The organism is Clostridium sardiniense, from assembly GCF_019753795.1.
GTDB lineage: Bacteria > Bacillota > Clostridia > Clostridiales > Clostridiaceae > Clostridium > Clostridium sardiniense.
The window spans coordinates 18,816-30,589 of record NZ_JAIKTU010000015.1 but is presented as its reverse complement, the minus strand read 5'-3'; the positions used below and the strand labels follow the sequence as shown (position 1 = coordinate 30,589).

13 protein-coding genes are annotated in these 11,774 nt (G+C 25.6%); 5 read left to right on the top strand and 8 right to left on the bottom strand.

The window, feature by feature from the left end; genetic code table 11:
* Positions 1-51 precede the first annotated feature (51 nt).
* The 5 genes from K5V21_RS16070 to K5V21_RS16050 form a co-directional block, all read right to left on the bottom strand.
* Positions 52-315, bottom strand: coding sequence for a hypothetical protein (locus tag K5V21_RS16070; RefSeq protein ID WP_221862146.1), 264 nt, complete (start codon positions 313-315; stop codon positions 52-54).
* A 48-nt stretch (positions 316-363) separates the two neighbouring features.
* Positions 364-600, bottom strand: coding sequence for a hypothetical protein (locus K5V21_RS16065; protein ID WP_221862145.1), 237 nt, complete (start codon positions 598-600; stop codon positions 364-366).
* Positions 601-610: 10 nt separating this feature from the next.
* On the bottom strand, positions 611-1,096 hold the full coding sequence (locus K5V21_RS16060) for a hypothetical protein (RefSeq protein WP_221862144.1): 486 nt from the start codon (positions 1,094-1,096) through the stop codon (positions 611-613).
* Between the two features lie 577 nt (positions 1,097-1,673).
* Positions 1,674-1,991 carry a hypothetical protein gene (locus tag K5V21_RS16055; protein ID WP_221862143.1) on the bottom strand — a complete coding sequence of 106 codons (318 nt, stop codon included), beginning with the start codon at positions 1,989-1,991 and terminating at the stop codon, positions 1,674-1,676.
* Between the two features lie 173 nt (positions 1,992-2,164).
* The gene (locus K5V21_RS16050) at positions 2,165-3,262 is read right to left on the bottom strand and encodes an AI-2E family transporter (RefSeq protein ID WP_221862142.1); all 1,098 of its coding nucleotides are present in this window, start codon (positions 3,260-3,262) and stop codon (positions 2,165-2,167) included.
* Positions 3,263-4,007: 745 nt separating this feature from the next.
* Here K5V21_RS16050 and K5V21_RS16045 point away from each other — a divergent pair.
* The 3 genes from K5V21_RS16045 (at position 4,008) to K5V21_RS16035 (ending at position 6,230) form a co-directional block, all read left to right on the top strand.
* Positions 4,008-4,532: a hypothetical protein gene (locus tag K5V21_RS16045; protein WP_221862194.1), complete on the top strand. Its 525-nt coding sequence runs from the start codon at positions 4,008-4,010 to the stop codon at positions 4,530-4,532.
* Positions 4,533-5,105: 573 nt separating this feature from the next.
* Complete coding sequence (locus K5V21_RS16040) at positions 5,106-5,792, top strand: sigma-70 family RNA polymerase sigma factor (protein ID WP_221862141.1); 687 nt, start codon at positions 5,106-5,108, stop codon at positions 5,790-5,792.
* Between the two features lie 45 nt (positions 5,793-5,837).
* The gene (locus K5V21_RS16035) at positions 5,838-6,230 is read left to right on the top strand and encodes a hypothetical protein (protein WP_221862140.1); all 393 of its coding nucleotides are present in this window, start codon (positions 5,838-5,840) and stop codon (positions 6,228-6,230) included.
* A gap of 401 nt (positions 6,231-6,631) precedes the next feature.
* Here K5V21_RS16035 and K5V21_RS16030 read toward each other — a convergent pair whose 3' ends face one another.
* A complete protein-coding gene (locus K5V21_RS16030; protein ID WP_221862139.1) occupies positions 6,632-7,099 on the bottom strand; it encodes a hypothetical protein in 468 nt (155 codons plus the stop codon).
* Between the two features lie 4 nt (positions 7,100-7,103).
* Entirely contained in the window at positions 7,104-7,286 is a 183-nt protein-coding gene (locus K5V21_RS16025) for a hypothetical protein (RefSeq protein WP_221862138.1), read from the bottom strand.
* A gap of 260 nt (positions 7,287-7,546) precedes the next feature.
* Between K5V21_RS16025 and K5V21_RS16020 the strand changes: the two genes are divergently transcribed.
* Both K5V21_RS16020 and K5V21_RS16015 read left to right on the top strand, forming a co-directional pair.
* Entirely contained in the window at positions 7,547-7,879 is a 333-nt protein-coding gene (locus tag K5V21_RS16020; protein ID WP_221862137.1) for a hypothetical protein, read from the top strand.
* A gap of 64 nt (positions 7,880-7,943) precedes the next feature.
* Positions 7,944-8,801: a VanZ family protein gene (locus K5V21_RS16015; protein ID WP_221862136.1), complete on the top strand. Its 858-nt coding sequence runs from the start codon at positions 7,944-7,946 to the stop codon at positions 8,799-8,801.
* A 632-nt stretch (positions 8,802-9,433) separates the two neighbouring features.
* Here the strand turns inward: K5V21_RS16015 and K5V21_RS16010 are convergent.
* On the bottom strand, positions 9,434-10,615 hold the full coding sequence (locus K5V21_RS16010; RefSeq protein ID WP_221862157.1) for a tyrosine-type recombinase/integrase: 1,182 nt from the start codon (positions 10,613-10,615) through the stop codon (positions 9,434-9,436).
* Positions 10,616-11,774: the final 1,159 nt, after the last annotated feature.

Sequence of the window (11,774 nt, the reverse complement as noted above, 5' to 3'; positions counted from 1 at the left end):
AGATTGTTTAAAGGAAAAAGAAAAATATTCATTACCTTTAATTTTGTTAAATTATTCAATCTCATCATTGAAGATTACTAAATCATTATTTTCTAACGTTATTGTTAAGTTAGGATCTTTAGATAAGATATCTAGTTTACTATCTGAATAAATAGCATGAAATACTGTATAGTTAAATTTATCTAATACTAGTATTTCATTTTTATCACTTAAAATTCTATAAGGACTACTTTCGCCTTCGTATGATATAACTTTGATATTCCATTGGATATGTTCATTTTCCAAAGTTTCAATTTTAAATAATTTTCTTTCCATATTATTTTCCTCACTTTACTGTTTAAATTTAGAGAATTTTTTAAATTACTAGAAAAATAAATTTTTAAAAACATCTATTAATGTGAAATCTTTTTTTGTAAATGTCATATAAAGAAAGAATGAACTAGAAATTATCCCTAATACTAAATCTGAAAATAAATTTATATTTCTAAAGAACGAGCTATAAAGTGGTAATTGAATAAATATAAGGGATATATATGAAACTGAGAAGTAGTCAATGTCAGTTTTTAATTTTTCAATGTTATACCATAAAAATTTTTTCATAAATTCTCCTTTACAATGGAATTATTGTTACTATTACATTTTTTAAACCACCTACAATTGGATCGGGTATCCACCTAGGTATTAGATCTCTTAAAATACCCCAAACAAGATGATCAATAGTAGTAGAGATCTCCATATATTTACCGATAACTTTGCCAGCAAAAGAGAATTTTAAATAGGGTTTTAACCAAGTTGGAGCTTTTGCAACTACTTTTGGCCAATTCTTCATTAACCATTGTCCAGCTTTTAAAACTATTAAACTTCCAGGACCTCTAGGTTGAATTACGTTTTTTTGTTTTTCATTTTTAAAATCGTTTTTTAAGCTATTCATCCAATCATTTAATTCGTCTAGTTCTTGTGGTGATAAATTTCTATGTACAAAATCGTTAGAAGAGACTGTATTGAATGTTTGTGCACTAGCTTGAATAGATGGGAATGTAATAGATGCAGTTATTATTCCAGTTAAAATTAAAGCGGTTAATTTAGTATTTTTCATAATGTACACCTCCACAATTAAATTGTAAAAATTTAGTTTATAATTCAATTATAAATTATAAACTAAATTAATAATGAATTAATTGACAAATAATACTGAAAAAAATATTAATAATATATTAATAAAATGTGAATTATACAATATGTAAAATTATAAGTAAATTATATTTACATAACAGAGATGTGGTTTAAATTAATAGAATAGTTAAGTACATTGGTATATAATATCAAATGTCTATAAAGTCTTTAAAATCAATATATTAGGAGAGTTTTGAAGAGGTAACAGTTTATATAAATCGTACATAATAAAAAATAGGCTCAAATATGGATTGGATGAGGGTTTATAAAGGTTTTTATAAAGAAAAAGATTTTTCTAAAAAATGATATTGAAGTTGAAAAAAGAAAAGATAAGCAAGGAACAAACTCAAAAGAATGCATTTAAAATAGATATATAAATGATTAGTGGAGTTTAGAGGTAGTTTATATAAGACGTGAGGAAACGGATATATTAGTAAAATAACAAGACTACCCATTCTGTAATAGATATAGGTAGTATATGCATAATATTAAAAGTATAATTAATTAGATTTATAATTACAAAGAAGTTTAAAATCTAAAACAACTTTATTTAATAATTTCTTTTGTAGTAAGTGTAATGTTTCAGGATGATTTTGTTTTGAAATAGATTCTAAATATTCAAAAGCTTTTTTGTGGCGTTTAATTATTTTATCAATTATTTTATCTAAATGTTCTCTATCATGAATAGATAGGTTATAATATCGTTCTTCTAAATCGTTTGATGGGAAAGTGTTGAAATCAATTAAGCCTGTTAAGTGAACGGAATAACATAAATTAAAAATATCTTTTTCAGTAAATATTTTTGAAAGATTCTTCATAAAAATAGCCTCCTTAATAATATAAATGAGTTTTTATTTATAATACATTAATTGATTAAATTAATTATATATAAGTCTAATAGAAATTAATATAGATATAATATGAAATAAAACTTAAGAAAATCTTATAAAAATATATTAGTAGATGATTAGAATCATAAGTTAATATTAATTTAAGTATTTAATGGTGGATTATAATTATTTATAAATTTATCGTAATATATTTTTAGTGTAGCAATAGTTGGAGAGGCTAGGATCATACCTATAGGCCCGAAAAAACCTCCTCCAATTGTTACGCCAAGAATAATCAAAAATGGATTAAGACCAACTTTGCCGCTTACTAATTTAGGCTCTAAATACCAAGCGTCAAATTGTTGTAATGCAAGTAGGAAAATTATAACGGCAAATGCTTTCGATGGTGATATGAATACAGCAACAAGAGCACAAAGTACCATACTTACAAATGGGCCAAAGTATGGAATCATGTTAGTGAATCCAACTAGAGCGGCTAATAAAATATAGTATGGAATATCTAACATAAATAATCCAATAAGCGATATAATGCCTATTATTAATGAGTCTATAGCCTTGATACCTATATAACTTCCAATCATGTGATTATATACTTTCCCTATATTAAGTATATTAGTTCCTTGCTTTTTACCCATAATTATAATAATTAATAACTTTGCTTGCTTTATAAATTTTTCTTTATCAAGAAGCATATAGATTGATATTAAAAATCCAAAACCGAACATTAATATATTAGAGGTTATACTTAAAAGAGAGTTTATTGTTCCATCTAAAATATAAACGAAAATATTTCCGGCTTTTGTTGATAATGAAGTGAGTGTTTGTAATACACCGGCATCTTTCATCAATTCATAGAATTTATCATTTTTAAGGATTGAATTAATCCAATCTTGTGTAGTATTTATATAACTCGGTATTTCTTTAGTAATAGAAATAATGCTATCTATGATTGAAGGAATTCCATATATACCTATAATTATCAAAATCCCTAAAATAATAAGATAGGTTAATCCAACTGCTGGACATCTCTTTAATTTCAATTTTCGTTCAATGAGTTTCATAAGAGGGTTTAAGATATATGCGAAAATCAAAGCATATAGAAATGGGGTAAGAAGTGTAAGGAATTTTTTTAAAATTGATAAATACACTGGGTAATTATCAACTATCTTATATCCTATAAAAAATAATATAACAAATATTAATATGTCTTTATATTTTATGGGTTTATTAAAATTCATAGTTTTATGCCTCCTGTTTTGATATAGTATTTTATATTTATGTATAAAAAAGATAGTAGCTTTAGTGAGAATATACGAACAAAAAACTACTATCTTTAAGTATTAGTTTATATTTAGTAAAGAACTCACTTTAAAACATTAAATAAAAAAACAAGTGAGTTCTTTTGAAATACTGTACTAATAAATTATATTTTAAAATTAAAATATAAACAATAAATAAGGTATGAAATAAATCTTAATAAAATCTTAGTATTATATTAATAAAACGTTCAATACATAAAATTTTTAAGAATCTATATTTACATAATAAATAAGTTCATGTAATATTAACCTTAAATACACTGAATATTAAAAATATTCAAAAAATATTTACGATAGGGGATATAATTTGAGAAAGCAAGAGAAAAAATGTATTTGTAATATAGTAATATCAATAATATTTATAGATTTAATTTTATTTTTTATTATGGAATTATTTATTCCTATGATAGTTGGGTATAGTTTTAATTAATAGACTTGTAAATAATGTAGTTATTAGAATATAATATTGAATAACCACATTACATAAATAAAATACGTATAGTAAAATGGATATATGAAGTGATGACCTCTTCTTTCAAGTCCAAAATTGCGATTGATAAAAAGCCACATGACATTAAGGTGTTATAGTGGCTTTTATTATAGGAAAAACATAAAAAGACTTACTATTTAGTAGTTCTCGCGTATATAAGAAGGTGATTAATTGATGAAGTATACAGATGAGTGTCTAAAGTTAGATATAGACGAGGTTTTAAAGCTTAAAGGAAATCAATTTAAGTTTAATTCAAGTGTATTAAAAGGTAGCGTTTTAACTATAAAAGATAGTGAAATTAGTATAAATAATACCCATATAAGAATAGAAAAGCACAAAAATAACTATGGAGATAAGAGGTTATTCTTATGCCCATGGTGTCTAAGTTCTAGAAAGTATATTTATTATGTTAATGGTAATTGGAAGTGTAGAGAGTGTGGAGAACTTAAATATAGAAGTTCTAATACTTATAGAAAAGGAATGGAGCATTGTGATTTAAAAATAGATAAGATATTAAATAAATTAAAACTGGAACATGATATTAATTACTATACTGGTGATTCAATACCAAGCAATTATTTAAAGCCTAAATACATGAGATGGGCCACATATTATAAATTAATTAAAGAGCTTATATATTGGCAAGAAGAACGTAATAAAAGATGGCTTAATTTAGTCTATTTAAGAATGAATAAATAATAGTGAACGTTGCACACAAAATAACGAACGTTGCATACAAAAACGTTGCGTATAAAATGAGTGCAATATCATAGTGAAACCTTTGAAAAATAGAAGTTTTAATATATGTATGAAAGTTGTATTTAAAAGGAATGCACCCTAAGAAAACCTAAGATAAAACTTAATATTAAATGTAATGTGAAAGTACTTAAAGTTATTGATATTATTAGGCTTACTTAACAAAAGGCATTGCGATATAGTACGTCAAAAGGAACGTTGTACTCCATTGAAAGGTAACGGAGTACAACAATGAAATTATAAGGGTTAAAGCTCTATATAGGGTAACATAGAACCTAGTAAAACCTAGTATAGAAAGGGTATTTATGATTGTAAATGCTAGTATAAAAAAGAAATTCATGCTAACAAATGCTAACATTAAAAAGTAACGTTACCCTAAGAAAACCTAAGATGTAATGATGGAGAATGATAGTATTTTATAAAGAAAAGTTGAACTAAGAGATATTAAATATAAATGTTAGTATTTAAATTAATTTTATATTGACAGATATTGATATAAAAAGAGAGGTGAATTAAATGACTAATGAGGAACTAGTTGTATTATATCAACAAGGAAACCAAAAGGCTTTAGAGCAATTAATAGAGAAAAATCAGAAGTTTATATATAAGATAGTAAATAAGTTTTATATAGAGGGAATAAATTCTATAGATAAAGACGATTTAATACAAGAGGGTAATATAGGTTTTATGATAGCTTGTAATAAATATGATATTAATAATGAAAAGAAAGCATTATTTACTACCTATGCTTTTCATTGGATATATTCAAAAATAAGTAGATTTTTAACTAATAGAGATACTAATGATGAAATGAGCCTTAATGTACCTGCAGGAAATGAAGAAAAGAACGAAGTAATAGACTGTATTGAAAGCAAAGAAAACTGTATAGAAAATTTAGAGGAGAAGATATATTTAAGTGAGTTAAGAGCAGAACTTGAGAGTGTTATGAGAAATAGTAATACATTACATGAGAGAGAAATATTAAAATTATATTATGGTTGGGATATGGACCCAATAACTATGGAAGAGATAGCAGATATATTACAAACCTCTTCTATGAAAGTGAGACAAACTAAAGATAAGGCAATAAGAAAAATAAGAAATAGCGTATGGGGTAGGAAGAAGATACAAGAAAGATTTCAGTATGATAGAAGTCTTAATGCTATATTAAGAAAATTAGATTATGAAAGAGAATGGGCATAGTTTATACAATGGTTAGAAATATATAAACTTTAGTGTGGTGATAATGTGAAAAGTACAGATTTATTTAAAAGAATTGAAAGAGCTCTTATAGAATATAATAATTTATCATATAGAATAGAGTTTCTCAATAAAGAAATAGATATAGTTAAAGCTAATAAATATTCTAAAGAAGAGGAATTATTAAATTTAAATAATGACTTGAATAAAGCTATTAGACTTAAAAATATGTTAGATATATGTATAGATAGTCTTAATGGAGTAGATAAGAAAGTTATAGAGTTAAGATATTTAAGTAAAGAAAAATTAACATGGAAGCAAATAGCGAGTATAGTTAGTTATTCAGAATGTCATTGTATGAAAAGGATAAAGCCAAGAGCAATAAAGAAAATGGTAAGTATTTTAGATAATACTAAGATAGATATAGATAGTTTAATGTAAGGGTAAGATTAAAGTTCTTATCCTTTTATTTATATATAATATAATTTGTTAAGGTTAAATATAGGGGGTGTTAATATAATTAACAAAAAAAGAGAGATTGCCCCCTCTTCTTTAATCAGCTTTTTTTAAAGTTGTTAGTATAGGGGTTCCTTTAAATAAAAATATTCCCCATAAAATTATAATAAATATAGCCGTTTTTTCAGATATATTAAACCAAAGTATGTAGCCTATAAATAGAGTTAGGATATTTAATATCCTCTTAAGCCATTTACTCATGGAGCTTTCTTTATTTAAAGTCCTACATCTTGGACATCTGATACTTGGGCAAGCTGTTTCTAGTCTTTTAACTTCATTTCATTTAAATTTATAGTCACAATTACAACATTTAAACATATTATCACCTACCTATATTGTTTATTAAAAATAACTTCTTTAGTAACGTTGGTATTTGTTAATTTAAAATCTAAGGTTTTACCATCCCATTCGCTTACGTTATAGAAAGTACCGTTAGGGTTTTTTATTATTCTTAATCGAACCTTTTTATTTCTTTTTGTTAAATTATTAATTTTTGTAGCTGAACTTATTCTAGGCAATGCAGAAAACATAGTTACATAACTATAAGGCTTGGCTGCATATTTAACTACTGAACCAATAACATTAGAAACTATTGTACTAGCAACAGTTTTAATAACTGTGCTTGAGTTTAATGCATATGCTGCATCTTTTGCTTGTGATACTGTCATATAATAATCATCTACTTGTTGTGAAAACCTTGGAGCACCAAGTCGTTTTTGAATAAGAGCACTGCTTTTACCAGAAGGAAGCCTATTAGTAGCACCTCCACCGCCACTTATATTAGCCCTGGGCATTGCTTTAGGGATGTTTTATTTCCCCATCTTTAGTTATATCATTTTTAGTTAAACCTATTCCGTCTATGTAGGCTATAATATCATTATTTGAAGGAGGTATATTGCTTGCAAATGCAGTTACTTGAGAAGAGAGACTAAATAATATCATTATAGCGATAAATTTTATAAAGTTATTTTTGTTTTTCATAAAAAGTCCTCCTTTTTAATAAAATATTGATAATTAAATACTAATATAAGTAGTAGATAATTAAAAGACTGCAATTTATTGTAAAAATATGATAAAATTATACTGTTGGAATAAAATATGTTTAGATGGAAATTAGAGTAAATATTTTAAAATACTAAGATTAATGTAATATTGATGAGTGGGTATGAATAAATTTCATATCCTTTTATTTATATATGGGAGTAAAGTATTTAACACTCTATAAATTGAGGAGGATAGAAATGGACCATACAGAATTAATGACGAAGAGAATTGAAGATATGGGATTAAGTCTAAAAGATGTATACAAGAGAGAAGAGGCGTATTTAAAAGCTATATATAATAAAGAATATGATAAGTGCTCCGTATATGTAGAAGATTTAGGATTAACGCAATGTTGGGTTAGTAATAAAAGAAAAATCACTAATCCTGTGTATGTTAAAGTAAGCGTGTATACAGTATTTAAATATTATATAAATCTAGGAATAGTATTTAGAGATAAGAAGAATAAATATTATACTATGGAAGAGGTAGAGCAGTTATTAATTAAGTATTATAAGAATAAAAAAAGTTAGAGGATTAATTTATTTTTTGTTGAATATACATTAGTAATTATTAATTTTATGAAGGAGTGAATATATGAGAAAATATGAGAAAAAAGTTGTTTATATTTTATTTGCCATAATAATTTCTCAAGTATTGTGTTATTACTTACTGGATTCATTATTTGAGAAACTAAACTTAATTAGTTTTATTTTTCTTAGAATAAGTATTGCAATAGGTGTGTATGCTATTATAACTATAATTTTCAGAAAAAAGATATTAAAAAAAGATATTGATGTTTTATTTGTAGCGTATGTTATATTGATAATTAACATAACGTTTTTTAAGAAACCTTATATTTTGGAGAATATATATTATAATTTGAATATTTTTGATTTAATAAAGCATATGGATTCAATTAGTTCATTGATTATGGCAATTGGAAATATAGGGGCATATATACCAATTGGAGTATATATAATACATAGATTTGGAGATAAGAGTAAAATTAAGTATAAGTATATGATAGTTTTCTTTACATATATATTAATAATTGAATTTATACAGTGCATATTTAGATTTGGAGCATTTGATGTGAATGATATAATATTAAATTCATTAGGGTTTTATATAGGCATAAATTTTAATATAGATAGTATAAAGGTGAAAAATTTAAAAGAGATATTAAAAGATAATATTGCACCTATAATGGTATTTTTTAATATATGTATTTTCTTTATGCTGATTTATTCAGTAAATTCAGATTCATCTCAATTTTTTATAATATATATTTTTACAGGTATACTTAATAGAAAAGCTATGGATAATTGTAAAAAATCATGTGACAGAGTAATAATAATGAGTAGTTTAATTTTGAGTGTTGTTATATTTTTATTTTATAGCAATTATATATATGATATGAGAATAAAAGAGATTATGAATGAGATAGAGTAACTGAAAACATAAATTAATGAAAATATAGTGTGAATTTAAGCATGATTCGTATAATTAAGCAAATACAAAGGAAGATATAATATTAAATATAGGGGCTCTTTAATTATGAGAGCTCTTTTTATATGCATTGAAATATACTTTCTACCAGTAGAATTTAGAAGAGTTTTGTAATAGGGTGAGTTTAGATTGCATCACAAAAAAATCCCCAAAATAAAGTAGAAGGGGTAATTTGTTGAGCAAAACTTGTTAAGGGAAGTTTTAACAATAAGAAGGTTTATTAATTATGTGTGATAATGAATAGAAATAAAAGATAAAAAAGAACCTCTTCTTTAATTTTAAAAGTTATTATAGTTGCACAACTGTTGCACGAATTTCAAGGAAAAATAAACTCGTAAAACTTTGAAAGTAAGTATTTTCAATGCTTTACGAGTTAAGTGTTTTTATTTGGTGCCACCAGTGGGATATGGTTAGTAGGTAAGCAATAAAAGTGCATATCATTGCAAAACAAGTAAATAAGCCATTTGTTAATTTTCTAAAAGTAGTGAAAGTGCATGAAATAACATAGTTTTTCATTATGGTTGCACTACCGTTGCACTACTTTTTACGAAAGAAAAAGCCCATAAATACAGGGCTCACATACTAAGTAAATTATTTATTTTATCTACTGCTTTAATTTTTTCGCTAGGCATTACATGAGTATATATATCAAGTGTAGTACTGCTATCTTTATGTCCCATTAATTTCTGAACAGTTTTTATTGGAACATCTTGTTCAAATAATCTAGTAGCGTATGTATGACGTAATGAGTGGAACTTTATAGGTTTTATACCTATACTCTTTAAAACGCTCTGAAAATTCCTATTTGGGCGCTTACTTTCTAATGGGTTACCAAATTCATCACTAAATACATAATTCATATCATTGTATATATCTCTATTTTTCAATTTTTCTATATTTTGCTTTGATTTATATTTTTCTAATTCAGAAACTATATTATTAGGAAGAGGAACGATTCTTATAGAGCTTTTTGTTTTAGGTTCCTGCTCTACTATTTTATACTTCCTAGAGCCATCTTTTTCGATTATAGGTACTCTTTTTATAGTTTTGCTTACTGATACAGTATTCTCTACAAAATCAATATCAATCCATTTTAAAGCTAGTAATTCACCTTCACGTAATCCAGTACCAAGAGCCATAAGAAATAAACATTTAAATTTATGTTCTTGTATAGCTTTAATGAATTGTCGTTGTTCTTCAAGAGATAATACAGAATAATCACTGTTATATTCAACTTTAGGTATTTTTACTAATTTAGAATAAGCTTTTTTTATTATTTCTTGCTTTACGGCTTCAAGTAAAACAGTGTTTAAGTATCTATTTATTGTACTTACAACAGATGGCGTTTTCTTATCTAATTCCAATAGTCTATTGTAATATTGTTGTATATCCATAGTTCTTAAATCTACAAGTTTTATATTACCTATAGGAGAATCAAGAACATACTTTTTATATATACTGTAATATCTTTCAAAGGTAGAAGGCTTTAAATCATTCTTTCTAAATTCAAATATATAAGTATGGTACCATTCAGCCAATGTTATCTTATCGTTGCTAGAAAGCTCACTATTTAACATTTTACTTTTATAATTAGTCATAGCATTAACAACATCTTGCTTTTTTCTAGAATTGAAAGATTTTCTTATTAATTTTCCCTCTTCATTCCTACCTACAGTTAAAAATCCTCTATAATAAGTTATTCCATTCTTTTCATATTTAGATATAGAACCCTCACCATTCCCTTTTTTTCTTGACATAATATCACCTCAATTCTTTAGTATAGTAGTTACTTTGTTTTATATTGAAATAACTACATAATTACGTAGTGGTAAAAGGTATATCACTACAAATAAATTAGTAATAGAGAATTTATACAACTTCGATAATATCGATATTGCGTTATCATAAGTAGCAATAAAGTTTATCTTCGACACTTTTGCCGAATAATTAACCTGATCCTTTTGAAGGATTGGATTATTTAACGACTTCTGGATTTCGGAAACAGTTTTCCGAATGTAGTGATATATAGTATTTATCACTACAATATATTTTCCCAATAAGTTGGGGAAGAACTTAAAGGGTAATAAATGCTACCCTCAATATAAAAGTTTTCTGCCACTTGTTGCAGAAAGTCTAAGTGACTATAAAGAACTTAGAGAATGATTTGATAAAAGTCAAAAGTGCGTAATTTGCACTTTAAACAATAGGTTTGCAAAAATAAGTAGCCTACCTCTTCATGAGGAACTTTTGATATAGTGTTTAACCTTTAAATTAATTTCCAACAATTTGTGTGGACGAGAGTTCGTCCAATAAAACAGATGTCCTAAATGAGGACTTCTAAAGTAAATATATTTAACTATTAAATTAAAGGCATAGAAGAGAAAAATACATTAAAGGTGTATTGAGTAGTAATAATATATAAAACCTCTTTTAGGCTATAAAATAAAGCTTAAATTAATATATAAACTGGGTGATTTTAGTTCACCTAGTTTTCTAAATCTGTTGGAAGGATTTGGAGTTTTGTAGTCAATTTAATTAACATCTAAAATTCATATAATAATTAAATTTCTAAAGTCGGTTATAACGACTTTAAGATTTAAAGTTAGTCATTAAAATTGACAGAGATTTAAGTGTGCACCAAAAGTTGCACGTAGTAATGAACCTTATTAAAATCGTAGTGTTTTTAAAGCACTTCGAATAATTTAAAACCGATTATAGCGGTTTTAGGAAAAAGGGGATTTCCACTCATCAAAAGAGGTAAAATACCACCTTTTAAAAGTCAGTCGTTCAAATCGACCGAGATTTATATTTAAATATGCAAGACCCAACTTTTCGGGTCTTCTTTAAAATGGTAACAAATAATTTTTGTACCCCTCGTGGTTTACTACTCATAGGAAAATGAAAACGCCAATTTGG

Excerpts from the sequence above, each read along its gene's own strand:
- K5V21_RS16070 (WP_221862146.1), bottom strand. The coding sequence starts at position 315 with ATGGAAAGAAAATTATTTAAAATTGAAACTTTGGAAAATGAACATATC.
- K5V21_RS16065 (WP_221862145.1), bottom strand. The coding sequence starts at position 600 with ATGAAAAAATTTTTATGGTATAACATTGAAAAATTAAAAACTGACATT.
- K5V21_RS16060 (WP_221862144.1), bottom strand. The coding sequence starts at position 1,096 with ATGAAAAATACTAAATTAACCGCTTTAATTTTAACTGGAATAATAACT.
- K5V21_RS16055 (WP_221862143.1), bottom strand. The coding sequence starts at position 1,991 with ATGAAGAATCTTTCAAAAATATTTACTGAAAAAGATATTTTTAATTTA.
- K5V21_RS16050 (WP_221862142.1), bottom strand. The coding sequence starts at position 3,262 with ATGAATTTTAATAAACCCATAAAATATAAAGACATATTAATATTTGTT.
- K5V21_RS16045 (WP_221862194.1), top strand. The coding sequence starts at position 4,008 with ATGAAGTATACAGATGAGTGTCTAAAGTTAGATATAGACGAGGTTTTA.
- K5V21_RS16040 (WP_221862141.1), top strand. The coding sequence starts at position 5,106 with ATGACTAATGAGGAACTAGTTGTATTATATCAACAAGGAAACCAAAAG.
- K5V21_RS16030 (WP_221862139.1), bottom strand. The coding sequence starts at position 7,099 with ATGCCCAGGGCTAATATAAGTGGCGGTGGAGGTGCTACTAATAGGCTT.
- K5V21_RS16025 (WP_221862138.1), bottom strand. The coding sequence starts at position 7,286 with ATGAAAAACAAAAATAACTTTATAAAATTTATCGCTATAATGATATTA.
- K5V21_RS16020 (WP_221862137.1), top strand. The coding sequence starts at position 7,547 with ATGGACCATACAGAATTAATGACGAAGAGAATTGAAGATATGGGATTA.
- K5V21_RS16015 (WP_221862136.1), top strand. The coding sequence starts at position 7,944 with ATGAGAAAATATGAGAAAAAAGTTGTTTATATTTTATTTGCCATAATA.
- K5V21_RS16010 (WP_221862157.1), bottom strand. The coding sequence starts at position 10,615 with ATGTCAAGAAAAAAAGGGAATGGTGAGGGTTCTATATCTAAATATGAA.